We start from the raw sequence: 26,163 nt of genomic DNA on the forward strand, positions 1-26,163 counted from the left end.
CCCGCGCGAAGCGGCAAAAAAAGCAAGCCGCCCGAATCATCCGACCCGAGCGGCTCGCTGCCTATATTACTTGGAGATCGAGCTGACAACCCCCGAACCGACGGTACGGCCGCCCTCGCGGATAGCGAAGCGCAGACCCGGATCCATCGCGATCGGAGCGATGAGCTTGACGCCCAGCTTCACGTTGTCGCCCGGCATGACCATCTCGGTGCCCTCGGGGAGCACGACTTCGCCGGTCACGTCCGTGGTGCGGAAGTAGAACTGCGGACGATAGTTCGCGAAGAACGGCGTGTGACGGCCGCCTTCGTCCTTCGAGAGGACATAGACCTCGGCATCGAAATCCGTGTGCGGGTTGACCGAGCCCGGCTTGGCCAGAACCTGGCCGCGCTCGACTTCCTCACGACCCACGCCGCGGATCAGCGCGCCGATGTTGTCGCCGGCTTCACCCTGGTCGAGCAGCTTGCGGAACATCTCGACGCCGGTGACGACGGTCTTCTTCGTGGGCTTGAGGCCGACGATCTCGACTTCCTCACCAACCTTGACCACGCCGGTCTCGACGCGGCCGGTCACGACCGTGCCGCGACCCGAGATCGAGAACACGTCTTCGATCGGCATCAGGAACGGACGGTCAACCGGACGGGCCGGCTGCGGGATGTAGGCGTCGACAGCAGCCATCAGCTCCTTGATGGAGTTCTTGCCGATCTCGTCGTCGCGGCCTTCGAGCGCCGCCAGAGCCGAACCCTTGACGATGGGAATGTCGTCGCCCGGGAAGTCGTAGCTGGAGAGCAGCTCGCGCACTTCAAGCTCGACGAGCTCGAGAAGCTCCTCGTCATCGACCTGGTCGACCTTGTTCATGTACACGACCAGCGCCGGAACGCCGACCTGACGGGCAAGCAGGATGTGCTCGCGGGTCTGGGGCATCGGGCCGTCGGCCGCGTTCACCACCAGGATGGCGCCGTCCATCTGCGCCGCGCCGGTGATCATGTTCTTCACATAGTCGGCGTGGCCCGGGCAGTCGACGTGCGCATAGTGGCGGTTGTCGGTCTCATACTCGACGTGCGCGGTCGAGATAGTGATGCCGCGCTCGCGCTCCTCGGGAGCCTTGTCGATGTTGGCATAGTCGGTGAACGTCGCGCCGCCCGTCTCGGCCAGCACCTTGGTGATGGCGGCGGTCAGTGTGGTCTTGCCATGGTCGACGTGACCGATGGTGCCAATGTTGCAGTGCGGCTTGTTCCGCTCGAATTTAGCCTTAGCCATTTCCTACCTCTTTTCGCTCGAATAGCTTGGGTTCAACCGCTCGGGGAAGCCTCGCGAAGGCGCCCCCATAACAGCATATTTTCATAAATCCAGCCTGAAACTGCCGGCTCAGGCGAGCTTCGCCTTCACTTCGTCAGCCACGTTCTGCGGCACTTCGTCATAGTGCGAGAACTGCATGGAATAGTTCGCACGGCCCTGGGTGAACGAGCGGAGCGAGTTCACATAGCCGAACATGTTGGCCAGCGGGACCATGGCTTCGACGACCTGCGCATTGCCGCGGCTGTCGGTGCCCTGGATCTGACCACGACGCGAGTTCATGTCGCCGATGACGTCGCCCAGATACTCCTCAGGCGTCACCACCTCGACCTTCATCACCGGCTCGAGCAGCGTGATGCCGGCCTTCTGCGCGACTTCACGCATCGCGCCGCGACCCGTGATTTCGAACGCCAGGGCCGACGAGTCGACGTCGTGATAGGCGCCGTCATACAGGTTGATCTCGAAGTCGATGATCGGGAAGCCGATGAGCGAACCCGTGGCCGCCGTCTCGCGCATACCCTTCTCGATCGCGGGGATATATTCCTTGGGAATATTACCGCCCTTGATCTCATCCTTGAAGATGATGCCCGCACCGCGCTCGCCCGGCGTGACCTTCACCTTGATGCGGCCGAACTGGCCGGTACCGCCCGACTGCTTCTTGTGCGTGTAGTCGACGTCGACGGCCTTCTTGAGATACTCGCGATAGGCCACCTGCGGCGCACCGACATTCGCCTCGACCTTGAACTCCCGCTTCATGCGGTCGACCAGAATTTCGAGGTGAAGCTCGCCCATGCCCTTGATGATCGTCTGGCCCGACTCGTGGTCGGTGGAGACGCGGAAGGACGGATCCTCGGCGGCCAGACGATTGAGCGCGACGCCCATCTTCTCCTGGTCGGCCTTGGTCTTGGGCTCCACGGACAGCTCGATGACCGGCTCGGGGAACTCCATGCGCTCCAGGATGATCGGCTGACGCTCGGCGCACAGCGTGTCACCGGTCGTCGTTTCCTTCATGCCAGCCAGCGCGACGATGTCGCCCGCATAAGCCGTATCGATGTCCTCGCGGCTGTTCGCATGCATGAGGAGCATGCGGCCGATCTTTTCCTTCTTGTCCTTGACCGAGTTCAGGTACGTGCCCTTGGTCAGCGTGCCCGAATAGACGCGCAGGAAGGTGAGCGAACCGACGAACGGGTCGTTCATGATCTTGAACGCGAGGCCCGAGAACGGCGCATCATCGCTGGTCGCGCGGCTGTCCGGCTCTTCCGTGTCGGGGTTGATGCCCTGCACGTCCTCGATGTCCAGCGGGCTGGGCAGATAGTCGACGACCGCGTCGAGCAGCGCCTGCACGCCCTTGTTCTTGAAGGCGGAACCGCAAAGCACCGGCACGAAGCTCTGGTTCAGCGTGCCCTTGCGGATCAGCTTCTTGAGCGTCGCAACGTCGGGCAGGTTGCCCTCGAGATAGGCTTCCATCGCGGCATCGTCCTGCTCGACAGCAAGCTCGATCAGCTTCTCGCGATATTCGGCTGCCTTGTCGGCGAGGTCGGCCGGGATTTCTTCGTAGAAGAACTCAGCGCCCAGATTCTCATCCTTCCAGATGATCGCGCGGTCGTTCACGAGGTCGACGAGACCCTTGAACTCCGATTCCGCACCGATGGGCAAATACAGCACAGCCGGGGTCGCGCCGAGGCGATCGATGATCGTCTGCACGCAGTAATAGAAATTGGCACCGGTACGGTCGAGCTTGTTGATGAAGCACATCCGGGGCACGCCGTACTTGTCAGCCTGACGCCACACCGTCTCCGACTGCGGCTCAACGCCGGCAACGCCGTCGAACGCGGCAACCGCGCCGTCGAGCACGCGCAGCGAGCGCTCCACCTCGATGGTGAAGTCCACGTGGCCGGGGGTGTCGATGATGTTCAGGCGATGCTCGGGGCCCTTGCCCTCATCTGCCTTCCACAGACAGGTGGTCGCAGCCGAGGTGATCGTGATGCCACGCTCCTGCTCCTGCTCCATCCAGTCCATCGTGGCGGCGCCGTCATGGACTTCGCCGATCTTGTAGGACTTGCCCGTGTAATAGAGGATGCGCTCGGTCGTCGTCGTCTTGCCGGCGTCGATATGCGCCATGATACCGAAATTGCGATAACGCTCGAGCGGGTGGCTGCGGGCCATGATATTCACTCCGTTGCCGGACGGTCCGGCGGTTTGGGATCGTTAAGGATTCGGCGCGCCCATAACGCAATCCGTTCGTCCTGAGTAGGGGCTGAGCGACGTCAGACCTCTCTCGGAGAGCCTGTTCGCTCAAGTCCATCGATACGCCGCCCCGGCAGGTTGGGCGAGAGATCAGGACGAACGGCGGAGAAGGTCCGCCAGACATTCGGATAGCCGGGCACCGATCTCTCGATGCCCGGCCTCCAATATATAGTGCTTACCAGCGGTAATGCGAGAAGGCGCGGTTCGCTTCCGCCATGCGGTGCGTGTCCTCGCGCTTCTTGACGGCATTGCCGCGATTGTTCGCGGCATCCATCAGCTCGCCGGAAAGACGGGCAGCCATGGTGGTTTCGCTGCGGCTGCGCGCCGCATTGATGAGCCAGCGGATGGCCAGCGCCTGGGCGCGCTCGGGGCGCACTTCCACCGGGACCTGGTAGGTCGCACCGCCGACGCGGCGGCTGCGGACTTCGATGCCCGGCTTCACATTGTTGAGCGCATCATGGAAGAGCTGAATCGGATCCTTCTTGGCGCGCGCCTCGACAGAGTCGAGAGCGCCATAGACGATCGATTCGGCAACGGCCTTCTTGCCGTCCAGCATGATGTTGTTCATGAATTTGGAAAGGACCTGATCGCCGAACTTGGGATCGGGCAGGATGATGCGCTTTTCAGGGCGACGACGACGTGACATGGTTCTGTGTCTCCCTTACTTCGGCCGCTTCGCGCCGTACTTCGAACGGCTCTGCTTGCGGTCCTTGACGCCCTGCGTATCGAGCACGCCGCGCAGCACATGGTAGCGCACACCGGGAAGGTCGCGCACACGGCCGCCGCGGATCAGCACGACGCTGTGCTCCTGAAGGTTGTGGCCTTCACCGGGGATGTAGCTGATGACCTCACGCTGGTTGGTGAGACGCACCTTGCAGACCTTGCGGAGAGCCGAGTTCGGCTTCTTCGGGGTCGTGGTGTAAACACGGGTGCAGACGCCGCGCTTCTGCGGGTTCTGCTCCATCGCAGGGACCTTGCTCTTGGCCTTCTGCGGTTCGCGGCCCTTGCGGACCAGCTGGTTGATCGTTGGCATGAAGCCCTTCACCTTTTCAGTTACTTTGCCGTCCGCGAAACCCTGTGACGAAAGCAGGCGGACCGAGGCCAGCCTTCAAACGACAAGGGACCCGGTGGTCAGCATGACCCCCTGGCCCCGCAAGAGCATAGGCAATGTTCAAGCTCTGCTTGCCTCGAGCGACGCGTCACCGAATCTTCGGAAAAGCTCGGGTTCCAGGCCGAGAGGCAGGCGGCCCTATAGCGGCGGCTCGGCGCTCGGTCAAGCGCGGCCGCATCGGGGCGGCCGGCAGCTCGGACTCCGGCGCGCCCCTCAGGGTCCGGGCACACCGAGGGTCACGACGAGGCCGCCGCCCGGCGCATTGGCGAAGGCCAGCGTGCCGCCGAATCGCTGCAGGAGGCTGTGCGCTGTCGGGATGCCAAGGCCAAAGCCCGCCGTGTCCCGCGCGCGGGCATCGTCGATGCGGAAGAACGGGTCCAGGATGCGTGCGAAATGCTCTTCCGCGATGCCGGGGCCGTCATCCGCCACCTCGATCTGCCAGCGGCCATCCGTCTGGCGGATCGTCACGCTTGCCCGGTTGCCATGATGGACGGCATTCTCGATCAGGGGCCCGAGCGCCAGCAGCAGGGGCTCGCGATAGGTCATGGTTTCGGCGCTGTCCGGCGCATCAAGGCTGATCTCGCCTTCCATGCCCTCCAGCAGGTCGCGAACCGCGGCGTTGAGATCCACCGGCTCGGGCTCGGCGGTCAGGTGCTGCGCGCGCAGATATTGCTGGAGCGACATCAGCATCGCTTCCATCTCGTCGGCGCTCGCGCCCACCAGCCGGGCAATGTCGCTGTCATCCACGAAGTCCGCCGCCACTTTCATGCGCGCGAGCGGCGTGCGCAGATCATGGCTGATCGCCTCGAAGGAGCGCGCCTGCTCGTGGACGAGGCCGCTGATGCGCGCCTGCATGTCGTTCATCGATCGCGCGAGCTTGCGCAGGTCCGCCGGACCGCTTTCCTTCACCGGAACGAGCTGGCCCTGCGCGATCGCGGTGGCGGCCTCGGAGAGCCTGCGCAGCGGAGAGGTCAGCATGCGCAGGCCGATGAGCCCGCCGGCCAGGGAAAGAAAGGTGGTGCAGAGCGTCAGGATCGTCGCCCGCAGCGCGATCGGCCATGTGGAGGAGATGTCCCGCGAGCGGAAATTGAGCCAGACATCGCCCGAGAGCAGCATCGACCCCACAAGATCGACTCGCCCGCCGGCGCGCCGCTCCCGCGCGAGCATCAGTTGCCGGCGGGCGAGCACCGGCTCCCAGGCCAGGATCTGCCGGACGATCTCCTCGATCTCCTCGACCCTGTCCTGCTCGCGCACCATGGGCGCGGCAGCGAGCCGCACTTCCAGATGCTTGCTGGTCATGATCGCGCCGACCTGCTCGGGCGCGATGCGATGCACGCGATCACTGACCACCAGCAGCTCCGCGACCCGGCGGGCATGATCCTCGCGCAGCGTCTGCCTGTCGATCGCATGATAGAAAAGCAGGCTCGCACCCACCTGCACCGTCCCGATGATGATGAACAGCAAGGCGACATAAGCCACCAGGCGCCGCGAGCGCAGCAGACCGACGAGCGCGCGATGATGCGGCAGTTCCATCAACAACTCTGCCTTGAAAAATTGAGGCTTCCGGCTGCCATCCGCAGCAGGCCGTCCCGCCCGACGTAGCGAGCGTCGCTTCGCGCATGGCGCTTCCCGACAATGGCGCGCAAGCCGCGCGAGACGCCCGCACTTCTCCTGAAAGCCCCGGTCACGCGATCCGCCGGACAGTGTCGGTCGTCATCATGGCAAGAATGGCCCTGGCCATGGCGTGACGCTGTCATCGAACGCGCGGCAAGTCAATCGACTCGCTGGGCGGCAAAGCGGGCGGCAACACTTGCTTACCATCCGGCCACATCCCTTCCTGCGCGCGCCCTTTGCAGCCGCACCCAGAACCGCTAGAGGCCGGCACCATGACCGAGACTGTCTCCTTCGGCTATCGCGAGGTGGCCCCCGAGGAAAAGACGAAGCTGGTGGGCGGCGTCTTCTCCAATGTCGCCAAGAACTACGACATCATGAACGATGCCATGTCGGGCGGCATGCACCGGCTGTGGAAGGACCAGTTCGTCCGGCGGGTGAAGCCGCGCGAAGGCGAAACGATCCTCGACATGGCGAGCGGCACCGGCGACATCGCCTTCCGCATGGCCGCGCGCGGCGCCCGGGTGACGGTGAGCGACATCAATGAGGACATGCTCGATGTCGGCATGGCCCGCGCGAAGAAGCGCGGCCTGGAAGGGCTGACATGGCAGCCGCAGAATGCCGAGACGCTGACCTTCGATGACCGGGTCTTCGATGCCTATACGATCGCCTTCGGCATCCGCAACGTGACGGACATCCCCGCCGCGCTGCGCGAGGCGCATCGGGTGCTGCGCTATGGCGGGCGTTTCTTCTGCCTCGAATTCTCGAGCACGACCTGGCCCGGCTTCGCGGACATCTATGATGCCTATTCGCACCGGCTCGTGCCGAAGCTGGGCAAGATGATCGCGGGCGACGAGGAGAGCTATCGCTACCTGATCGAATCAATCCGTCGCTTCCCGGACATGCCGCGCTTCGCCGCCATGATCGGCGATGCCGGATTCGTGCAGGTGAAGGCCGAGCCGATCCTTGGCGGCCTCGTCGCGATCCATTCCGGCTGGAAGGTCTGATCGGGCGATGAAAATTCCGTTGGCCCTGAGCGTGTCGAAGGGCTCCCTCGCGCACCGGCCGGGCCGCCCCGTCCGCTTCACTACGGCCCCGTGGAGTGCGGTGAAATGACGTCCCACGTCACGCATCTCTGGCGCCTCGGCAAATGGGGCTTCACGCTCGCGCGGCGCGGCGCGCTGCGCGGGATCGCGCGGGACCGCAATGCCCCCCCGTCGGTTCGCCGGTTCGCCCGGCTGGCCAGCCTGCTGACCTGGGCGCCGCAGCAGCCCCGCTATGGCGAGGCCTTCCAGGCGATCGGGCCGGCTGCCATCAAGCTCGGCCAGTCGCTCGCGACTCGGCCGGACCTCGTCGGCGAAGCCGCCGCGACCGATCTGCTGAGCCTGCAGGACACGCTGCCGCCCCTCCCGTTCGAGGCCATCCGGCGCGAGATCGAAGCGAACTTCGGACGACCGATCGACGCGATCTATGCAAGCATCGACGAGCATCCGGTCGGCGCGGCGTCCATCGCGCAGGTGCACAAGGCAGTGACGACCGACGGGCGCACCGTGGCGGTCAAGGTGCTGCGTCCCGGAATCCGGGAGCGATTCGCCCGCGACATCGACACTTATGAATGGGCGGCGGCCCATCTTGAGCAGTTCGGTGGCGAGATCGCCCGGCTGCGTCCGCGCCTCGTCGTCGCGAACCTCAAGCGCTGGACCGCGCGCGAGCTCGACCTGCGGCGCGAGGCCGCCTCCGCGTCCGAGCTTGCCGAGGCCATGGCTGCCGTTCCGGGCTATTTGGTCCCCGCCATCGACTGGGACCGCACCAACGGCCGTGTGATGACGCTCGAATGGATCGACGGCATCAAGATCAGCAATCGCGAGGCGCTGATCGCCGCCGGCCATGACGTGAAGGACATCGCGGCGCGGCTGGTCAACACCTTCCTGCGCCAGGCGATCGCGGATGGATTCTTCCATGCCGACATGCACCAGGGCAATCTCTTCGTGCGGGCGGACGGGGCCATCGTCGCGATCGATTTCGGCATCATGGGGCGCATCGACCGGCGCGCCCGCCTGTGGCTGGCGGAGATCCTCTACGGCCTCATCACCGGCAATTACCGGCGCGTCGCCGAAATCCATTTCGAAGCGCAATATGTGCCTGCGCACCACAATGTCGGCGAGTTCGCGACCGCCCTGCGCGCGGTTGGCGAACCAATGCGGGGCAAGCCGGTCAGCGAGCTTTCCGTCGGGCAGATGCTGGATGGCCTCTTCGCCATCACGCGCGATTTCGACATGCAGACCCAACCCCACCTGCTGCTGCTGCAGAAGACCATGGTGATGGTGGAGGGTGTGGCGACCATGCTCGATCCCGACATCAACATGTGGGATGTCTCCGGGCCCTATGTGAAAAGCTGGCTGCGCGACGAACTTGGCCCCGAGGCGAAGCTCGCCGATTCGATTCACGAGACCATGGACACGATCCGGCGCCTGCCCGGCCTCGTGCGCCGGCTGGAGGATGCCTTTCCCGAGCCTGGTGGCGCCCCGCCCCCGCCCCCTCTGCCTGAGGTCAGGCTCGTGCAGGTGAAGACCGGCTGGTTCTGGCGCTATGCCGGCGTGGCGATCATCGCGGCGGCGGCCGGTGCAGGCGCGATGTGGGCGCTGGGATGACGCGCCATCGGCATCTCCCGGCCGCCGGGATGGCAGCCCGAGGCGCCGGCGGGGTTGGTCGTTTCGGGCGATGAGCGCGAGGTCGTGCCCGCCATGTCCCATCAGCATCGCTTTTCCCCTGTCCTACACCCCCACTTCCATGGCAGCCCTGCCCGACGTCTGTTCTCATCGACAGGGACAGGCACGGCTGTTTCTCATTGGAAAAGTCCCATCGTCCGGTCAGGCTGCACAGGCTTGTCGGAACAGGCTCTGGCGTCCGCCTGATTGGCCGTGCCGCAAAGTTCACAGGAAGCGGAAGATGAGGCGGACGTATCGTCATCTTCGTAAACTTCCAGAATGCAGCGCCATGTTGGACCGGCGTGCGAGCGATCACGCGCCGCCTGTTATTGCTGGCACAGGCCAGACGAAGACGGCATGATCTTGGTTGAGCTCTCATCCGGCGCTACATGAGGAGCGCATCATGACCCAACGCCGCATTCTCCTCATCGTCTCGGGCGGCATTGCTGCCTACAAGGCTCTGGAGCTGGTCCGCCTGCTCAAGGGCAAGGGGATTGCCGTGCGCGCAGTGCTTACCGAAAGCGCCGCGCAGTTCGTCACGCCGCTCAGCTTCGGCGTGCTGACCGAAGACCATGTCTATGGCGACATGTTCGATCTCAAGGAGGAGCGCGAGATCGGCCATATCCAGCTCAGCCGGGAGGCCGACCTGATCGTCGTCGCGCCCGCCACCGCGAATATCCTCGCGAAGATGGCGGCGGGCATTGCGGACGACCTCGCCACCACCGTCCTGCTGGCCACCGACAAGCCGGTGCTGGTGGCCCCCGCGATGAACGTGCGCATGTGGCACCACCGGGCGACGCAGCGGAATCTCGAGACCCTGCGCGCGGACGGCATCCATGTGATGGAGCCGGGCGTGGGCGCCATGGCCTGCAATGAATGGGGCAAGGGCCGCCTGCCCGAGCCTGTGGAGATCGCGACCGAGATCGAGCGGCTGCTGGCGGAAGGCGCGGCGCCGCATCCGCTGCTCACCGACACCAGCCGGACCATCATCGCCCCGGACCTGTCCGGCCCGACCCTGCATGGCCGCCATGTGCTGGTCACCGCCGGGCCGACGCACGAGCCGATCGATCCGGTGCGCTATATCGCCAATCGCTCGTCCGGGCAGCAGGGCTTCGCCATCGCGGCCGCCGCGGCCCGGGCCGGCGCGCGCGTGACGCTCGTGGCGGGGCCGGTCTCCCTGCCCACGCCCCGCGGCGTCGAGCGCATTGATGTGGAGACGGCGCGCGAGATGCTGGCCGCCGTGGAAGCGGCGCTGCCGGCTGATGTCGCCATCATGGTCGCGGCCGTTGCCGACTGGCGCGCCGCGGACGAAGCGTCGCAGAAGCTCAAGAAGGACGGCACCGGCGCACCGGCGCCGCTCGCGCTTGCCGAGAATCCGGACATCCTGCGCAGCCTCGCCGGCCGTGCGGACCGGCCGGGCCTGCTGATCGGCTTTGCCGCCGAGACGGAGAATGTCGTCGACCATGCCCGCGCCAAGCGCGCCGCCAAGGGTGCCGACTGGATCGTGGCCAACGACGTCTCCGGGGACGTGATGGGCGGGACGCACAACAGCGTCCACATCGTCACCGCCGATGGCGTCGAGGACTGGCCGGACATGCCCAAGACCGCCGTCGCCGTGCGGCTCATCGAAAGGATCGCCGATGCCGTTGCCGGCCGTTGATATCGAAGTGAAGCGCTTGCCCCATGGGGAGGGCCTGCCCCTGCCCGGCTATGCCACGGAGGGCGCCGCTGGCATGGACGTCGTCTCCGCCGAGGATGTGACGATCGACAGCATGGCCCGCCACGCGGTCGCGACGGGCCTCGCCCTCGCCATTCCCGCAGGCTATGAAGTGCAGGTCCGGCCGCGCTCGGGCCTTGCGCTGAAGCATGGCATCACGCTTCCCAACACGCCCGGCACGATCGACAGTGATTATCGGGGGGAACTCAAGGTGATCCTCATCAATCTCGGCGCGGCCCCTTTCGAGATCAGGCGGGGCGATCGCATCGCCCAGCTCGTCGTCGCCCCGGTGCAGACCGGGCGGATGGTCGAAGTGGACGTACTGGATGAAACCGCGCGCGGCGCGGGCGGTTTCGGATCGACGGGCTTCAGGATGGAAGGAGCGACATCATGATCACGGCTTTTCTGATGATGCTGGCTACGAGCACGAGCGAGATGCCCGCTGTTCCGACGCGACTGGATACTGTGCCGGTTATCGAGAACTGGCAGGGACGCAGCCTCTCGCCACGCTGGTCGTTCGATGCCCAGAAGGTCTACAGGCGCGGCGAATGTCACAGTGCCGTGAACTGGCGCGGCTCGCAGCTTCTCGAAGTGGACGTGCTCTTCCTGCTGGCGGGCGACGGCACGCTGCTCAAGGTGGTGCCGGTCAATTCGGAATGCGCAGAGATCGACAATTTCATCGGCAAGCGCGTGACCGAGCGGCTGAAGTCGAGCTTCCCCGCCTCCGGCAGCGCCGAGCCCCAATGGATGAAGTCGCAGGTGCGTTTCCTCTGGTCCGACTGATGGGATTCACCGACGAACAGCTTGAGCGCTATGCGCGCCACATCGTGCTGCGCGAGATCGGCGGCGCAGGGCAGGCCCGGCTGCGCGAAGCCCATGTCGCGATCGTTGGCGCGGGTGGCATCGGCAGTCCCGTCATCGCCTATCTGGCGGCGGCGGGCGTGGGCACCCTGCGCGTTATCGATCCCGATACCGTTTCGCTATCCAATCTCCAGCGACAGGTCCTGTTCGACACCCAGGACATCGGCCAGCCCAAGGCCGAGGCCGCTGCCACGGCCGCCCATCGCCTCAATCCCGATTGCCGGGTGATACCCATCAATGCGGCGATCGATGCCGGCAACGCCGCGACCCTGCTGCGCGAGGCCGACATCATCCTCGACGGATGCGATAATTTCGAGACGCGGCTCGCCGTTTCGGATGCGGCGACACGGCTGCGCATCCCGCTCGTCACCGCTGCCGTCGGCCAGTTCGAGGGACAGATCGGCGTGTGGCGCGGCTGGGAAGAGGGCCAGCCCTGCTATCGCTGCCTCGTCGGCGAAACGACGACGGACCCCGCGCGCACCTGCGCCGAGGAAGGCATCGTCGGCGCGCTGACCGGCATCATCGGCTCCATGGCGGCGCTCGAAGTGATCCGCGCGCTGGTGCCCTTCGGCCAGAGCGCGACCGGGAAGCTGATCGTGTTCGACCTGCTCTCCCGCCGCCTGCGGGAGCTTGCCATTCCGCGCGATCCGGCCTGTCCTGCCACGCTCGCCACGGCATGAGCGGGCGCCCGCCCCTCGCTCTTGTCGTGGTGAGTGCGGATCCCGTGCGCCTGCGCGCGGCGCTCGCCATGGCCCGCGCCGAAGTCGCGCTCGGCAGCGAGGCACGCATCTTCCTGCAAGGGGAAGCGGCCGCCCTGCTCCGTCCGCCCGTCACCGCGCCGCAGGACCCCGCCTGGCAGGCCGCGGGCGAACCCTCGCTCGCTCGCCTGCTCGATGCCGCGCTCGACGACGGCGTCACGATCAGCCTGTGCCAGAGCGGCCTCGCCATGGCGGGGATGGACGCGCGCCAGCTCGACCGGCGGATCGAGCTGAGCGGTCCGGTCGCCTTCCTGGCCGCGGCCGGTCCCCAGATGAGGCTGATGGCGCTCTGACGGTGCCGCCCGGCCGACGGCATGACCACGCCGGATGTTTCCAGCCAGCCTGCAAATGCTCTATGCCCCATGTATGAGAGCCCGGCCATGACAGCCTCCCTTCCCTCTTTCGCGACCGGCCTCATCGCAGCGCTGGCCGCGGGGCTGCTCATCGGGCTCGAGCGCGGCTGGACCCAGCGCCTGCTTCCGCCGGGGCATCGGGTGGCCGGCTTCCGGACCTTCGGATTGATCGGCTTCGTCGGCGGCCTTGCCGGCCTGATGCCGGATCTGCTCGCGGCCGTGATCGCGCTCGGCGTCCTGGGCGCGCTGCTGATCGGCTTCGGCTCGGGGATCAGCGACGATAGGCTGTCGGCGACCACCACCATCGCCGGCATCCTCACTTTCGTCATCGGCCTGGCTGCCACGCGGCTCTCGCCCACCATCGCGCTCATCTGCGCGGGCGCCGCTTTCGTGCTGCTGAGCGCACGGCATTCCATGCACGCGCTGCTGCGTGGCCTGACGGAAGGGGAGATCGAAGGCGTCGCGCGTTTCGCGCTCGTCGCGCTGGTCATCCTGCCGCTGCTGCCGGACGCGGACCTGGGCCCTTATGGCGCGTGGAATCCTCGCCGTATCTGGATGGTGGTGGTGATGGTCGCCGCCTTCTCCTTCGTCGGCTATGTCGCCACGCGCCGGTTCGGCGCGAATCGCGGCGTCCTGGTGATGGCCTTTACCGGCGCACTGGTCTCCTCCACCGCTGTTACTGCGGACTATGCCCGGCGGCTGCGGGCGGAACCCGCCCTGCGCGGCGTGCTGACGGCGGGCATCGCCATCGCCACCATCGTCATGTTCGTGCGTGTTCAGCTGCTCACCCTGATACTGGTGCCCCGCGCCCTGCCCACGCTCGCGCTGACGATGGCGCCGGCGCTGCTGGTCTCCGCCATGCTCGCCCTCGTCGCCTGGCGGCGGCAGGACACGGGGGACGGCCAGGCGGTCAAGGTAGGCAATCCCTTCGATTTCGGCCCGGCCCTGTTGCTGGCAGCACTCGTCGCCATCCTCTCGCTTGTCGCCCGCTGGGCGCTGGAGGCCTATGGCGACCAGGGGGTGGCCGTCGTGCTGGGGCTCACGGGCATGATGGACGTGGACGCGGCTGTGCTCACCCTGTCCGGCATGCCAAGCGCGGCGCTGGACGACGCGACGGCTGGCTTCGTTCTCGCCGCGCCGGTGCTCGCCAACACGGCTTTCAAGGGGCTTCTCCCGCTCGTCATCACGCGCGGCAGGAACGGGCTGATCGCCGCCATGCCCTTGCTCGCCTCGCTCGGCGCGGCGCTGGCGGGGCTTGCGGTCTATCGCCTGATATAGGGGCCGATGCATCGGGGGCATGACGTTCGCCATGCCCCCCGTGCTTTCAGGCCGCCTGCGTCACGAAGCGGCCATTGTTGAAGTCGTCGATCGCCTGCACGATCTCCTCACGCGTGTTCATCACGAAGGGGCCGTAACCGACAATCGGTTCCTCGATGGGCTCGCCGGTCAGCACCAGCATGGTCGTGTCGCCGTCCGCGCAAACTGCGATGTGCGTGCCTTCGCGGCTGAACTGCAGCACTTCCGCTTCGCCGACCGGCTGGCCGCCGTTCACGGTGACATGGCCGCTAAGCACCACCAGCATCGCCGTGTGTCCCTCGGGCAGGTCGAGCGTCAAGTCCGCACCGGCGGACAGCCGCACGTCCCAGACGTTGAGGGGCGTGAAGGTCCGGGCTGGCCCTTTCGCACCTGCCAGTTCACCGGCGATGACGCGCGCCGTTCCGGCCTCCTCGGGCAACGCGACGGTGGGAATCATGTCCGCCGTGATGCCCTGATAGGCGCCGGGCGCCATCTTGTCCTTCGCCGGCAGGTTCACCCAGAGCTGCACCACCCGGAAAGGGCCGCCTGCCTTCGCGAAGCCGGGCGAGTGATATTCCTCATGGATGATGCCGCCGCCAGCCGTCATCCATTGCACGTCGCCCGGGCCGATCACCCCGCCATTGCCGGCTGAATCGCGATGCTCGACCTCGCCGTCATAGACGATGGTCACGGTCTCGAAACCGCGATGGGGATGTTCGCCGACACCGCGCCGCGCACCTGTCGGCTCGAAGAGGTGCGGCCCGGCATAATCGAGCAGCAGGAAAGGGCTGATCGCCTGGCCAAGGCCATTGTAGGAAAAGAGCGAGCGCACCGGGAAGCCATCGCCCACCCAGTGTCCCTGGTTGTTGCCGTGGCGGCCAAGCACCGTCTTCATCATGTCGCTGTCTCCAAGGCGGCGGCATCCTCGTGCCGGCCGCATGCAGAAGCCTATATGGGTATGCTCGCCGCCACTATGAAGGCCGGCCAATGTGGGGCTCGGTCGCAGGCACGAGCGGCTTCTCCATGACGACGAGGCTCTGCCAGAAGGGCGGGTGCCGACTGGCATCCGTACCATCCGTGAAGGCCGGTTCGCCAAAGCCGATGTCGGAGGCCCACCAGCGAATCCAGTCCCGATGCAGGAATGTGTCGGGAAGCTCCAGCGCCCCGACCTTCTGCATGCGCCGGACCCGGCTGAAGAACACGCGGTGGTGCTCCGGCTCGGTCAGCTCCATGAAGGAAAAGATCAGGCGCCCGCCCGGCCTGAGCGCCCGGAAGGTGTCGGCCATGTAGAGATAGCATTCCTCGGGGCTCACATGCGTGAAGACGGACCAGTGAAACAACAGGTCGAGTGTGGCGTCCGGCGCCGGGATGCTCGGCGCATGATGAACGACGGCATCGTAATCCGGACACTTTCGTTTCAGCTCCGCCACAAAGCGCGGAATGACGTCGGCACCGGTATATCTTCCCGTCCAGCCGGAACGAGCAAGCGCCTGGGCCGTCCGGCCGCATCCGCAGCCAAGATCGAACACCGCCATGCCGTCGCGCAGACCATATTCGCGCAGCACGGCCACATGCCCGTCTCCCTGCAGGCGGAACAACTCCACGCTGTCCGAGCCGATCGCCCGCGCGAACGCAAGATCACGATCAAGAGGATTTTGCCGCAGCATCCCGTCGAGATGTCGCTCGTAAGCGCCGAAAGCCCCGGAACGGCGACGGTAGAGTAGCCCGAATATGCCAAGGAACTGAAGCAATCATACCTCCTCACGAGCGCGCCGGTCGCCAGCATGGATGATGCGCCCGGGCATGTATCGCCAGCCACATGACCCCATGACAGGGCTGGACGATCCTGTTACCGGAACCGGCATAGCGCAGCGAGACTGTTTCAGAACGGACATATTTCGATCATGCTGGACTTCACCACTCATCCGCTCTCAGCTCCCATGTCGGCAGAGGACCGTACGGCCGCGATGGCGACGCTCGGCTTCGGCACGCTCTTCACCGATCACATGGTGACGATCCGCTACACCGAGGGGCAGGGCTGGCATGATGCGGTGCTGGGCCCGCGGCAGCCTATCCCGCTCGATCCGGCCGCCGCGGTTCTCCATTACGCACAGGAGATTTTCGAGGGACTGAAGGCCTATCGCTTGCCGGACGGGTCCGTCGCCAGCTTCCGTCCGGAAGCGAACGCCACGCGTTTCAACGAAAGCGCGACGCGCCTTGCCATGCCGCATCTGCCCGAGGACCTGTTCGTCGAGAGCATCCGCAAGCTTGTCGCCGCCGATGTCGACTGGGTGCCGGACGCTGACAAGGGTAGCCTTTACCTGCGCCCCTTCATGTTCGCGACCGAAGCGTTTCTCGGCGTTCGTCCGGCAAAGGAGTATATCTTCTGCGTGATCGCTTCCCCGGTCGGCGGCTATTTCAAGAGCGGCAAGTCGGCCGTGACGCTGTGGGTGAGCCATGATTATGTGCGTGCCGTGCCGGGCGGCACCGGCGCGGCCAAGTGCGGCGGCAATTATGCCGCGAGCCTCCAGCCCCAGTCGGTCGGCATCGAGCATGGCTGCGACCAGGTGCTGTTCCTTGATGCGGTGGAGCGCAAGTGGGTGGAGGAACTGGGCGGCATGAACGTCATGTTCGTGTTCGGCGACGGCACCATCATCACCCCGCCGCTCAACGGCTCGATCCTGCCCGGCGTCACGCGCGACTCGCTGCGCACGGTCGCGGGCGAGGCGGGCTACACCGTGAAGGAGCAGCCCTACAGCTTCGATCAGTGGATGGAAGACGCCAAGAGCGGCAAGCTGCGGGAGGCTTTCGCCTGTGGCACCGCTGCCGTCATCACGCCGATCGGCGAGGTGCGTTCTGCGCGCGGGGACTTCGTGATCGGCAATGGCGATGGCGGCGAAGTCGCCCGCACGTTGCGCGAGGCACTGGTCGGCATCCAGCTCGGCCGCAAGCCGGACACGCATGGCTGGATGACGCGACTGGCCTGAACCGCCTTCCGCCTCCGCCACCAAGCCTATCATGCCTCCGCTTGTTCGTCGTGCTCTGCCAGCCATGGTCGCAGCACGGCAAGGAAGGCTGCGGGATTATCGTTCATGATCGTGTGTGCCGCACCCGGAATCTCCCGGAACACGGCATCGGCGCGTCGGGCGAAGCCGGCAATGGTGGCGGGGATCGCCTCGTCATGCTCGCCGGCCACGAACAGCGTCCGCTTGCCGTCCAGCCGGTCCAGGAGCGCCGTGCCGTCATAGTCCTTGAGCGTCCCCGCCGCGCTGAATTCCGCCCAGCCCCACATGTGATTGTAGATCGACTCGGTGAAGCTGCGCGGCAGCGCAGCGCGATAGGCCGCGATGTCCGGCGGGACCTCGTGAAGGCGAACATGGCGCTGATAGAAGATGTCCTTCGCCGCTTCGCACTGGTCCTCGGGCAGCGCGCCGGGCGTATCGCAGGCGGACAGCACGTCCCGCACCGACTTGGGCAACCGATCGCGCAAGTGGCGCGCATCGCGCAGCCAGACACGCGTGGAGATGAGCGGTGACTGGACGATCGCGCTGGCCATTTCGGGCGGCCGCAGCGCCGCATATTCGGTCACGATGGTTCCGCCCCAGCTCGCGCCCAGCACATGCCAGCGGGGAATGTCGAGCGCCGTCCGCACGGCCTCGAGCTCGGCGACGAAGCGCGGCACCGTCCAGTTCGCGCTGTCGTCCGGATGATCGGAGCGGCCACTGTCGAGCTGGTCGTAGAGAATGACGGCCCGCTCATCGGCCAGCGCCGTGGCGTTCAGGAAATACCAGTGCGCGCTACCCGGCCCGCCGTGCAGAAACACGATTGGCGGGCGCGGACCGGCAAGGTTCCCGTTGATCCGGGCATAGACGCGCCCGCCGGGCACCGGGATCATCTCCTCCCTGTCAGGACGGATGCGGATGTCGGGCATCACCGGCCCAGTGGCCGCCATGGCGGCGGGCGCCCCCAGGGCCGCAGCAGCAACTGTGATGGCGGTCCTGCGTGTCATGTCCATGATCTGCCCCTGTGGTCGAGACGACTCCCATAGCCGATCCATGGCCGCGTCGTCACATCCTCTGCGCAATCGCGCCGCGACTGCTCGGCAGTGTGGAAAGGGGCGGTCCGCTCGCCCGCATCCCCGCACCAATGCACCGCATCGACGCGCCCCGAGCGGGCTGATAGAATGAGGCGACCATCAAGGGAGTGCTGCCACCATGACCCTTCGCCCCACCGATATCGACGCTGTCGACATGATCGTACTGCCGCCTGTCCGCGACCTCGGGGACGGATTTCAGGTGCGGCGCGCGCTGCCTTCGCATCATCGACGGATGGTGGGGCCGTTCGTGTTCTTCGACCAGATGGGGCCAGTGACGCTCCGCGCGGGTGACGGGCTCGACGTGCGGCCGCATCCACATATCGGCCTCGCAACCGTCACTTATCTCCTCGAAGGCGAGATCCTGCACCGCGATTCGCTCGGCTCGGTGCAGACCATACGCCCCGGCGCGGTCAACTGGATGACGGCGGGGCGCGGGATCGTGCATTCCGAGCGGAGCGCACCGCATGTCCGCGCGGCAGGCGGCCCCCTCTTCGGCCTGCAGACATGGGTGGCGCTACCGAAAGCGGACGAGGAGACGGAGCCGGGCTTCTTCCATCATCCCGCCGACACCATCCCGCAGGACAGTGGCGAGGGCGTGACCATCCGCGTCGTCGCCGGATCGAGCGACGGCATGACGTCCCCGGTCCCGACATTTTCGGACACGCTTTACGCAGATGTCTCGCTTGACGATGGCGCGCGCTACCGGCTCACGGCGGAGCATATCGAGCGCGCCATTTACGTCATCACCGGCATGGTCGAGGTGGAGGGGCAGGACGGCGGCTTCGCAGCCGGCGAACTGGTGATCTTCAAGCCGGACGTGGAGATCGTGATGCGTGCGGCCGGGCCGGCGCGGATCATGCTGGTGGGCGGCGAACCCTTGGGTGAGCCGCGCAACATCTTCTGGAACTTCGTCTCCAGCTCCCGCGAGCGGATCGAACAGGCGAAGGCAGACTGGCAGCAGGGCCGTTTCCCGGAAGTGCCCGGAGAGCGGGACTTCATTCCGCTGCCCACCTGAAGCGAGCGACCAGGGATAATGCGGGGACGCGCCCGCAAACCGCCGTCGCACTGCGAGAGCTCAGTCCCGGTCCATTTCCTGGATCGCCTTTTCCCGGGCGAGCTGCACTTCGGCATTGCGCGAAAGGATGTCGAACGCATCCATGAAGCTGTCGAGCTGCGGGGGCGGGATGCCCTGGAAGAGGAATTCGCTGCGCCGCGCGGCGGTGTCGCGAATGATGTCGCTGATCCGCCGGCCCTCCTCGGTCGGCGCGAAGAAGCCATGGCGCCGCCCCGGCTTGCCGGTGCGCTCGACAAGGCCGCTCTCCACCAGATGATTGACTGTTCGCCCTGCCTGGCTCTGGTCGCGATAGAGGGCCAGCACCAGCTGCGGCCAGCTGATCGGCGGATTGCGACAGATCTCGGCAATGACCCAGCTCTCGAAGTTGGAAAGCCCGGTGCGCCGCTTGTGAGCAAGCGCCCCGCCACGCAGCATGTACGAACACAGGGTGATGAACGGCGGAAGGATGCGCGAGCGATCCACGGCAATCCCGTTCTCGTCCGGCAGGCCCTCCGCGACCAGATCCTGGAAATCGACCGGTTCCTGCCGCTGGTTGGACGCGACGAGCTTGCGCTCCTTCTCGAACAGCGCGACGGCGCGGGTCAGCAGCGTGTCCAGCACGCCGAACAGCGTGACGATCTGCTCGTCCGTGATACCGAACGTCAGCTCCCGATTGCGCAGCTCCGCCTGCCGCAGCAAGCGCTCCGCAAGCTGTCGGCCGCTCGCACTCAGGCGGATCGGGCTGCGGATGCCGCCGCGGGCGAGCAGCGAAATCTCCGTCATGCGCTTGATCGCGCGGCTCACCTGCGCCTTGTCGACCCCCGTGGACAGGGAAATCGCGGCAAGCGTCATGTCGCCCTGTGCCTGAAGCAGCAGCAGGATGCGGCGGTCCAGTTCGTTGATGTGGACAGTGCGCGCAAAGGAGATGTTGGCGCTTTCCCGCGCATCGCGCAGGAACACCCAGAGGCTTGACTGGAATCGACGCAGCCGGTCGTCCCGCTGCGCCACCAGGCCGTCGGGGCGGGCGGAGGCAAGTCCGGACAGGACAATGTCAAGCTGGCTCTCGAAGCTTGCCGACGTCTCCGCACTGGCCGGCGCGGCCTGCTCGGCCACCGCGAAACCGACCGTGAACCGATCGACGAGCGCCACGGCGGCGCGTGCATCGGCCGGAGAAAAGCCCGCTTCGCAGAGGGCCGGCACACAGTCGAAGCCTGTTCCTCCGGGCGGGAAGAGAGTGGGCATGTGCGCGAACAGCAATGCGCCGTCCCGCCGGGAAAGCATCAGCTGGCGCCCGGCACTGGCGCGCTGGACGAGCTGCGCTCGCCAGCCCTGCGCGGGCGGCGTGGCGCGGACGCCGCGGGCAATCTCGCGCGCCATGGCCGTCAGCAGGTCCGCGCGATCAGCGAAATGCCGGCTCACCTGCGTCTCGTCGACGCGCAGCCGTTCCGCGACTGCAGCGAGCGTGCAGCCCGCCAGCCCATGTTTCGCCTGCAGCGCCAGCGCAGCCGCGATGATCGCGTCCTTGTCGACCCCCACCGCAAAGCGGTCCAGCACGGCCTTTCCGCCCGTCATGATTTCTACTCCCGGCTCGCCGCGACATGCCAAACCCGCGTGATGGTCCCATTTCGCCTGATGGTCAACGGCCCTTGGCGCGCCGGCGCTCCGCGCGCAAAGCCTGCCGAAACCGGGAAGATCGGCCGCCATGGAAATTGACGACTCGCCGGGCAGACGGCAGACAGACTCAACACAAGACACGAGGCCGCGATGCGGGGCCGGAGGAGCAAGGAATGCTGACTGGACGTTTGACACTGGCTGCGGCCGCCATCTCCCTCGGGGCGACGACCACCCCCGCTCTGGCCCAGGGAAGCCTGCCCGACCAGCTCGCCGTATGCGCCCGGATCAGCAAGAAGGATGCGCGCCTCGAATGCTATGATTCGATCGCGCGAGCCGCAGGCGAAGGCGCTTACACTTCCGGCTTCGGCGCATCCTCCATGCGCACGCCGCCGGCACCTGCCACTCCTGCCCCGACATCGCCCCCGGCGCCCGCCGGCGGCGCCGGCTTCGGTGCCGAGCAGATTGCCCGTCCGCTGTCCGAGCGCCGGGCCGACGACGGCGCGAACGAGATCGACGTCGCGGTGGTCTCGGCGCGCGATAACGGCCTTTCCATGTGGCAATTCTCGCTGGCGGACGGCGCAGTGTGGCGCATGACCGAACGCTCCGTCAATTTCCGGCCGCCCGCGCCCAACGAGACCGTGACGATCCGCAAGGGCGCGCTCGGCAGCTATCTGATGCAGGTGGGCAAGCAGGCCGCCGTCCGCGTCGAACGCGTGCGATAGGCCGACGCCTCGTCGGGCGTCCGGCCCCCGTGCGGGGCGGCCATCCTGACCTACCCCGTTACCAGATGCCCGTGGCTCAATCGCTACCCGGCATGTCCCGCTTCATCTGCTCGCGGATTTTCATGCGGCGCGCATAGTCCGGATGATCCGCATAGGACATCATGGCGTCGATGACTTCCTGATCGCGCGCTTTCTGTCCCTCGGCGAACTCGGGATAAGGCAACACCCAGAACCGGTCGTTGCGCACGGCATCGAGCACCACGCGGCCGAGATCGACCGGGTCGAAGCCATGCTCGATCACGCGCTTGAGCCCGGCGAATACGGTTTCGTCGCGGCCATAATAGCCCGTATTGCCATATTTCTCCGGCCGGGCTTCGACCGACCGGTGGATGTTGGTGTTCACGCCGCCGGGGCAAAGCAATGAGACGCCGATGTTATATTTCGGCATTTCCACCCGGAGCGATTCGGCAAGGCCGCGCACGGCATATTTGGTCGTGCAGTAGATTCCCGTCGTGGGCAGCGCCACAAAGGCGGACATCGACGCGGTGATGAGGATGTGACCGCCCTGCCCCCGCTCGATCATGCGCGGCATGACCGTCATCACACCGTTGATGACGCCATTCACGTTGACGTCCATCTGCCAGTCCCAGTCGTCGAAGGTGGCTTTCTCAATGGGGCCGAACTGGCTGACCCCGGCGGTGTTGCACAGCAGGTCGACGGGGCCGAACACCTGCTCGGCCTCGTCAACGGCGGCCGCATAGGCGGCGCGATCCGTGAGGTCGAGGCGGACAGGGTGGACGGCGACATTCTTCTGGCTGAAGTAGCCCATCGCCTCGTCGAGATGATCCTGCCGGATGTCGGCGATCACCACCTTCATCTGCGCTTCCTCGGCAAGCACCTTGGCCTGGCCGAGCGCCACCCCCGATCCCCCACCGGTGACGAACGCGACTTTCCCTTCCAGATCCTGCACCCTTGCTCTCCTTCTCATGCGGATCGACGAGCAGCTGGAATGCCGCAGCGATCGATCCCTTGTTCTTTTCAGCCGGGCACCCGCGCCGGATAAAATCATCCGCGTTGGGTGAACGGGCAGACACAATCAACATATCTTGTCGTTGTTCTTGTCCGGCGCTCCCGACGATGGACCGACGTTTGATCGTTTATTCAAGGTCAAAGTCAATGATTCTCTAGCTGGACAAGTCTATTTACCTCCCATAAATAAGACTTTCTCAAGCTGAGCCGCGGCAAGCGGCCGGACGCGATCAAAGGAGAGGATGAGATTTTTTCAACGCACAGCCACGCCCGGACTCCGTCCTCCCGCTCCCCCGCCTTGCTGCGGGCCGGTGCGGCTTCGTGGCATGCGTACCCGCTTCCGCGTGAGCATCCCGCCGCATGGCCCCACGCAAGGCCGAGATCGACCAACGGTCCAATATCAACGTGAGCATCCTCCGGCTGGGCTGCGCGCCGCGCGGGACGGGCCGGATCAGGACATGGAAGGGGAGAAGTGCCTTGAAGACGGATATCGATACCATTGCGTGCGGGCCTCGCCGGGCCCTGCGGGTCGCGCTGCTGGCAAGCTGCGCCGGGATGACCATGCTGACGCTGGCCACGCCGGCCCGCGCACAGGATGAAGCAGGGCAGCAGGCCAGCCAGGACCAGGCCATCGTCATCACCGGATCGCGCATCGTGCGCCGTGACTATGAAGCCAACAGCCCGATCGTCACCGTAGGTTCCGAACTGCTGGAGAACAGTGCCACCGGCGCCATCGAACAGAGTCTGAACAAGCTCCCGCAGTTCACGCCGACGCTCAAGAACCCGACCCAGGGCGGCGACATCCAGCCCACCGCGCAGAACACGCCCGGCGCGGCGACCATCTCGCTGCGCGGCATTGGCTCGAACCGCAACATCGTGCTGGTCGACGGCCGCCGCGCTACGCCCAGCAACGCGACGATGGTGGTGGACATCAACACCATTCCCTCCGCCGCCATCGATCGGGTTGAGATCATTTCGGGCGGTGCTTCATCCACTTACGGCGCGGACGCGGTTGGCGGCGTCGTCAACTTCATCATGAAGAAGAACTTCCAGGGACTGGAACTCGATGCCCAGACCGCGATCACGCAGCGGGGCGACAACTTCGAGTATCAGGTGTCCGGCATCATGGGCGCCAATTTCGACGATGGGCGCGGCAACATCAGCCTCTCCTTCTCGATGAACGAGCGCCAGGATGCCCGGCAGTCCAACCGCCGCTGGTATCGGGACCTGTGGGAGAACCCCACGATCACCGGCACGCAGTTCTTCCCCGACCGGCCGGGCTTCAACATCGGCTTCGACCCCGAGCAGGCCATTCCCAATGCAGTGCTGAACTCGGTGATGGGCGTCACCGGCTGGACCAACAACGGCGTCGGCTCGATCATATACACCAATCCGGACGGCTCGGCCTTCGCCGGCTTCGATACGGCGGGCATCGCGGGCGTACCGGCCAACAAGGTGGTCGACGGGCTGACCTACAAGAAGCTTTCCAACGGCACGCTCGGGAAGAACTTCACTGACAACTACCTGATCTTCCCGCTCGAGCGGTTCAACATCTACACGCGCGGCAATTACGAGATCAACGACTGGATCGGCGTGTTCGCACAGGGCATCTTCAGCAAGGTCAAGACGACGACCGTGCAGGAGCCCTCGCCGCTGACCGGCGGCTGGGGCGTGCTGGTCCCCTACAACTCTGCCGCGCCGCAGGCCGGCATTCCCGATTCGATTGTGACGCTGCTCAATGCGCGGGCCAATCCCAATGCGCCCATCGACCTGCGCGGCCTGTTGCCGTTCAATCGCGGATCGGAAACGGAAGTCTACACCTACAACATGATCGCCGGCATCGAGGGCCGCATCCCCGGTTCCGACTGGACCTTCGAGATCTATGGCTCACATGGCGAATCGGAAACGAGCGTGCTCCAGACCGGCTTCGCCTCGCTGCAGCGCTTCCGCGCCGTGATGTCCGCACCGGACTTCGGCAGAGGCTTCCGCTCGCAAGGCAACGCCGCGTTCGGCGGCTTCGGCGCGGCGACGGCGACCTGCACCAGCGGCCTCAATCCGTTCATGGACCCCGCGCTCATCTCGCAGGACTGCATCGACGCCATCAAGGCGGACATCAAGACCAAGGCCGTCATGCAGCAGACCGTCTGGGAAGCCAACTTCCAGGGCGGCCTGTTCAATCTGCCGGCGGGCCAGGTCCGCGCGGCGGTCGGCGCAACCTATCGCCACAACGACTACAAGTTCCAGAACGACACGCTCACCACGCAGGGCACATCCTTCCAGGAACAGGCGCTCGGCCTCTACCCGAGCGGCAATTCCCAAGGGCGGATCGTCGCCAAGGAAATCTATGGCGAGTTGCTCATCCCGCTGCTGTCCGACCTGCCATTGATCCGCAAGCTGGACCTCGAGGTCGGTGCCCGCTCCTCCGATTACAACACCACCGGCAACAGCTTCACCTGGAAGATCCAGGGCGACTGGCAAGTGACCGAGTGGCTGCGCTTCCGCGGCGGCTACAACAAGGCAGAGCGCGCGCCCAACATCGCGGAGCTGTATCTCGCGCCCGAGCAGACCTTCGCCATCGCGGAAGGCGGCGACGTCTGCTCGCTCAACAGCGGCCTCGGCTGGTCGGCGAACCCGGCCCGCAACAGCAACTGGGCCAATGTCGTGGGCCTGTGCGGCCAGATCATGGAAGCGTCCGGCGATGCCACCGCCGACCAGCAATATTGGGGCGTGGACTATCGCACCCTGGCCGCGGCTGGCAGCGAAGCAGCCGCACGCGCGCTGGTGACGATGCCGCAGGCAGCCGGCCAAGCCTTCGTCTTCCCGACGCTGGCAGGCAACAACAGCCTGCGCCCGGAAAAGGCGGACACCTGGACGGCCGGGATGGTGATCCAGTCGCCCTTCGAATCCGCGATGCTGCGGCGTCTCCGCCTCACGGTCGACTATTACAACATCAAGGTAACCGACGCGATCGGCGCCCAGACCGTCGACATCGCCCAGCGCCAGTGCTTCGATTCGGCCTTCAACGGCAGCTACGATCCCAGCTCGCCCTTCTGCCTCGGCATCGATCGCAACCAGACGGGCGCGCTCGGCAATGTGGTGCGCACCTTCTTCAACAATGGCCGGTTCCAGACCTCCGGCATCGATGCCCAGCTCGACTGGGCATTCGACCTCGGGCCGGGCACCGTGAATTTCAACAGCATCTTCAATTATCTGATCGAGATGAAATCCGCGGAGCTGGACGTGCTGCCGCTCACCGAGTTCGCCGGCACACTCGGCGGCACGCAGAACGGCCTCAATGGCGGCATGTTCCGCTGGAAGCTGCTCACCACGCTCGGCTACACCTACGGGCCGGTCTATCTCGGCCTGCAATGGCGGCACCTGCCCTCCGTCAAGTCCGCGACCGCGGCCCAGGTCCCCAACACCAGCGTCGCCGGCGCGCCGGCCTATGACCTGTTCAACCTGCAGGGGTCCTTCGCGATCACGCGGGATGCGACGCTCCGCTTCGGTGTCGACAATCTGTTCGACAAGGCACCGCCAATGATCAACGTCGATACGGCGGCGGTTCCTCCGACGCTGGCGAACGGCGCTTATGACAGCAACAATTACGACGTGATCGGTCGCCGCTTCTATATCGGCGCCAAGTTCCGGTTCTGACTCTCCCGAGCATGAACCAGCTGGCGGCCCTCCTCCTTG

The 26,163-nt window shown here is 65.8% G+C and carries 22 protein-coding genes; 12 read left to right on the forward strand and 10 right to left on the reverse strand.

The genetic code is table 11. The features are described 5' to 3' along the window. Window positions 1-66: 66 nt before the first annotated feature. The 5 genes from tuf to HNP60_RS17650 form a co-directional block, all read right to left on the reverse strand. On the reverse strand, window positions 67-1,257 hold the full coding sequence (tuf, locus tag HNP60_RS17630; RefSeq protein WP_014077881.1) for an elongation factor Tu: 1,191 nt from the start codon (window positions 1,255-1,257) through the stop codon (window positions 67-69). Window positions 1,258-1,365: 108 nt separating this feature from the next. After that, the gene (gene fusA / locus HNP60_RS17635) at window positions 1,366-3,459 is read right to left on the reverse strand and encodes an elongation factor G (protein WP_014077882.1); all 2,094 of its coding nucleotides are present in this window, start codon (window positions 3,457-3,459) and stop codon (window positions 1,366-1,368) included. A 256-nt stretch (window positions 3,460-3,715) separates the two neighbouring features. Beyond that, window positions 3,716-4,186, reverse strand: coding sequence for a 30S ribosomal protein S7 (gene rpsG, locus HNP60_RS17640; protein WP_014077883.1), 471 nt, complete (start codon window positions 4,184-4,186; stop codon window positions 3,716-3,718). 15 nt (window positions 4,187-4,201) lie between these two features. Continuing rightward, complete coding sequence (gene rpsL, locus HNP60_RS17645; RefSeq protein WP_014077884.1) at window positions 4,202-4,573, reverse strand: 30S ribosomal protein S12; 372 nt, start codon at window positions 4,571-4,573, stop codon at window positions 4,202-4,204. Between the two features lie 291 nt (window positions 4,574-4,864). After that, window positions 4,865-6,184 (reverse strand): sensor histidine kinase, encoded by a 1,320-nt coding sequence (locus tag HNP60_RS17650; protein ID WP_184156198.1) that lies wholly within the window; start codon window positions 6,182-6,184, stop codon window positions 4,865-4,867. Window positions 6,185-6,537: 353 nt separating this feature from the next. On the opposite strand from HNP60_RS17650, the gene HNP60_RS17655 reads away from it, so the two are divergent. The 8 genes from HNP60_RS17655 (at window position 6,538) to HNP60_RS17690 (ending at window position 13,937) form a co-directional block, all read left to right on the forward strand. Continuing rightward, complete coding sequence (locus HNP60_RS17655) at window positions 6,538-7,269, forward strand: class I SAM-dependent methyltransferase (RefSeq protein ID WP_184156200.1); 732 nt, start codon at window positions 6,538-6,540, stop codon at window positions 7,267-7,269. Window positions 7,270-7,374: 105 nt separating this feature from the next. Continuing rightward, a complete protein-coding gene (gene ubiB, locus HNP60_RS17660; protein WP_184156202.1) occupies window positions 7,375-8,913 on the forward strand; it encodes a 2-polyprenylphenol 6-hydroxylase in 1,539 nt (512 codons plus the stop codon). Between the two features lie 460 nt (window positions 8,914-9,373). Continuing rightward, a complete protein-coding gene (coaBC, locus tag HNP60_RS17665) occupies window positions 9,374-10,630 on the forward strand; it encodes a bifunctional phosphopantothenoylcysteine decarboxylase/phosphopantothenate--cysteine ligase CoaBC (RefSeq protein WP_184156203.1) in 1,257 nt (418 codons plus the stop codon). Then, a complete protein-coding gene (gene dut / locus HNP60_RS17670) occupies window positions 10,611-11,081 on the forward strand; it encodes a dUTP diphosphatase (RefSeq protein WP_184156204.1) in 471 nt (156 codons plus the stop codon). Before coaBC ends, dut begins: the two co-directional genes overlap by 20 nt. Beyond that, window positions 11,078-11,470 (forward strand): hypothetical protein, encoded by a 393-nt coding sequence (locus HNP60_RS17675; RefSeq protein WP_184156205.1) that lies wholly within the window; start codon window positions 11,078-11,080, stop codon window positions 11,468-11,470. Before dut ends, HNP60_RS17675 begins: the two co-directional genes overlap by 4 nt. Next, window positions 11,470-12,228: a HesA/MoeB/ThiF family protein gene (locus HNP60_RS17680; RefSeq protein ID WP_014077892.1), complete on the forward strand. Its 759-nt coding sequence runs from the start codon at window positions 11,470-11,472 to the stop codon at window positions 12,226-12,228. The genes HNP60_RS17675 and HNP60_RS17680 overlap by 1 nt, the downstream gene beginning before the upstream one ends. Further along, entirely contained in the window at window positions 12,225-12,599 is a 375-nt protein-coding gene (locus HNP60_RS17685; RefSeq protein ID WP_184156206.1) for a DsrE family protein, read from the forward strand. Before HNP60_RS17680 ends, HNP60_RS17685 begins: the two co-directional genes overlap by 4 nt. A gap of 87 nt (window positions 12,600-12,686) precedes the next feature. Beyond that, a complete protein-coding gene (locus HNP60_RS17690; RefSeq protein WP_184156207.1) occupies window positions 12,687-13,937 on the forward strand; it encodes an MgtC/SapB family protein in 1,251 nt (416 codons plus the stop codon). A gap of 46 nt (window positions 13,938-13,983) precedes the next feature. Here HNP60_RS17690 and HNP60_RS17695 read toward each other — a convergent pair whose 3' ends face one another. Both HNP60_RS17695 and HNP60_RS17700 read right to left on the reverse strand, forming a co-directional pair. Next, entirely contained in the window at window positions 13,984-14,853 is an 870-nt protein-coding gene (locus tag HNP60_RS17695) for a pirin family protein (RefSeq protein WP_184156208.1), read from the reverse strand. Between the two features lie 73 nt (window positions 14,854-14,926). Continuing rightward, window positions 14,927-15,706 carry a class I SAM-dependent methyltransferase gene (locus tag HNP60_RS17700; protein WP_184156209.1) on the reverse strand — a complete coding sequence of 260 codons (780 nt, stop codon included), beginning with the start codon at window positions 15,704-15,706 and terminating at the stop codon, window positions 14,927-14,929. A 153-nt stretch (window positions 15,707-15,859) separates the two neighbouring features. On the opposite strand from HNP60_RS17700, the gene HNP60_RS17705 reads away from it, so the two are divergent. Next, window positions 15,860-16,942 (forward strand): branched-chain amino acid aminotransferase, encoded by a 1,083-nt coding sequence (locus HNP60_RS17705; protein ID WP_184156211.1) that lies wholly within the window; start codon window positions 15,860-15,862, stop codon window positions 16,940-16,942. 29 nt (window positions 16,943-16,971) lie between these two features. Here the strand turns inward: HNP60_RS17705 and HNP60_RS17710 are convergent, their stop codons facing one another. Continuing rightward, window positions 16,972-17,964 carry a proline iminopeptidase-family hydrolase gene (locus tag HNP60_RS17710; RefSeq protein WP_260394961.1) on the reverse strand — a complete coding sequence of 331 codons (993 nt, stop codon included), beginning with the start codon at window positions 17,962-17,964 and terminating at the stop codon, window positions 16,972-16,974. Between the two features lie 205 nt (window positions 17,965-18,169). Here HNP60_RS17710 and HNP60_RS17715 point away from each other — a divergent pair, with 205 nt between their 5' ends. After that, window positions 18,170-19,066, forward strand: coding sequence for a pirin family protein (locus HNP60_RS17715; protein ID WP_184156213.1), 897 nt, complete (start codon window positions 18,170-18,172; stop codon window positions 19,064-19,066). Window positions 19,067-19,126: 60 nt separating this feature from the next. Here HNP60_RS17715 and HNP60_RS17720 read toward each other — a convergent pair whose 3' ends face one another. Beyond that, on the reverse strand, window positions 19,127-20,677 hold the full coding sequence (locus HNP60_RS17720; protein ID WP_184156215.1) for a MarR family transcriptional regulator: 1,551 nt from the start codon (window positions 20,675-20,677) through the stop codon (window positions 19,127-19,129). Window positions 20,678-20,892: 215 nt separating this feature from the next. On the opposite strand from HNP60_RS17720, the gene HNP60_RS17725 reads away from it, so the two are divergent. After that, complete coding sequence (locus HNP60_RS17725; protein ID WP_184156217.1) at window positions 20,893-21,441, forward strand: hypothetical protein; 549 nt, start codon at window positions 20,893-20,895, stop codon at window positions 21,439-21,441. A 76-nt stretch (window positions 21,442-21,517) separates the two neighbouring features. Here the strand turns inward: HNP60_RS17725 and HNP60_RS17730 are convergent, their stop codons facing one another. After that, complete coding sequence (locus HNP60_RS17730) at window positions 21,518-22,411, reverse strand: SDR family NAD(P)-dependent oxidoreductase (RefSeq protein ID WP_184156219.1); 894 nt, start codon at window positions 22,409-22,411, stop codon at window positions 21,518-21,520. 419 nt (window positions 22,412-22,830) lie between these two features. Here HNP60_RS17730 and HNP60_RS17735 point away from each other — a divergent pair, with 419 nt between their 5' ends. Continuing rightward, window positions 22,831-26,124, forward strand: coding sequence for a TonB-dependent receptor plug domain-containing protein (locus tag HNP60_RS17735; protein ID WP_260394962.1), 3,294 nt, complete (start codon window positions 22,831-22,833; stop codon window positions 26,122-26,124). Window positions 26,125-26,163 lie beyond the last annotated feature (39 nt).

The sequence above is a fragment of the Sphingobium lignivorans genome, assembly GCF_014203955.1.
GTDB classification, from domain to species: domain Bacteria; phylum Pseudomonadota; class Alphaproteobacteria; order Sphingomonadales; family Sphingomonadaceae; genus Sphingobium; species Sphingobium lignivorans.

Coding starts and splice junctions, on each gene's coding strand:
- tuf (WP_014077881.1), bottom strand. CDS start 1,257: ATGGCTAAGGCTAAATTCGAGCGGAACAAGCCGCACTGCAACATTGGC.
- fusA (WP_014077882.1), bottom strand. CDS start 3,459: ATGGCCCGCAGCCACCCGCTCGAGCGTTATCGCAATTTCGGTATCATG.
- rpsG (WP_014077883.1), bottom strand. CDS start 4,186: ATGTCACGTCGTCGTCGCCCTGAAAAGCGCATCATCCTGCCCGATCCC.
- rpsL (WP_014077884.1), bottom strand. CDS start 4,573: ATGCCAACGATCAACCAGCTGGTCCGCAAGGGCCGCGAACCGCAGAAG.
- HNP60_RS17650 (WP_184156198.1), bottom strand. CDS start 6,184: ATGGAACTGCCGCATCATCGCGCGCTCGTCGGTCTGCTGCGCTCGCGG.
- HNP60_RS17655 (WP_184156200.1), top strand. CDS start 6,538: ATGACCGAGACTGTCTCCTTCGGCTATCGCGAGGTGGCCCCCGAGGAA.
- ubiB (WP_184156202.1), top strand. CDS start 7,375: ATGACGTCCCACGTCACGCATCTCTGGCGCCTCGGCAAATGGGGCTTC.
- coaBC (WP_184156203.1), top strand. CDS start 9,374: ATGACCCAACGCCGCATTCTCCTCATCGTCTCGGGCGGCATTGCTGCC.
- dut (WP_184156204.1), top strand. CDS start 10,611: ATGCCGTTGCCGGCCGTTGATATCGAAGTGAAGCGCTTGCCCCATGGG.
- HNP60_RS17675 (WP_184156205.1), top strand. CDS start 11,078: ATGATCACGGCTTTTCTGATGATGCTGGCTACGAGCACGAGCGAGATG.
- HNP60_RS17680 (WP_014077892.1), top strand. CDS start 11,470: ATGGGATTCACCGACGAACAGCTTGAGCGCTATGCGCGCCACATCGTG.
- HNP60_RS17685 (WP_184156206.1), top strand. CDS start 12,225: ATGAGCGGGCGCCCGCCCCTCGCTCTTGTCGTGGTGAGTGCGGATCCC.
- HNP60_RS17690 (WP_184156207.1), top strand. CDS start 12,687: ATGACAGCCTCCCTTCCCTCTTTCGCGACCGGCCTCATCGCAGCGCTG.
- HNP60_RS17695 (WP_184156208.1), bottom strand. CDS start 14,853: ATGATGAAGACGGTGCTTGGCCGCCACGGCAACAACCAGGGACACTGG.
- HNP60_RS17705 (WP_184156211.1), top strand. CDS start 15,860: ATGCTGGACTTCACCACTCATCCGCTCTCAGCTCCCATGTCGGCAGAG.
- HNP60_RS17710 (WP_260394961.1), bottom strand. CDS start 17,964: ATGACACGCAGGACCGCCATCACAGTTGCTGCTGCGGCCCTGGGGGCG.
- HNP60_RS17715 (WP_184156213.1), top strand. CDS start 18,170: ATGACCCTTCGCCCCACCGATATCGACGCTGTCGACATGATCGTACTG.
- HNP60_RS17720 (WP_184156215.1), bottom strand. CDS start 20,677: ATGACGGGCGGAAAGGCCGTGCTGGACCGCTTTGCGGTGGGGGTCGAC.
- HNP60_RS17725 (WP_184156217.1), top strand. CDS start 20,893: ATGCTGACTGGACGTTTGACACTGGCTGCGGCCGCCATCTCCCTCGGG.
- HNP60_RS17735 (WP_260394962.1), top strand. CDS start 22,831: ATGGCCCCACGCAAGGCCGAGATCGACCAACGGTCCAATATCAACGTG.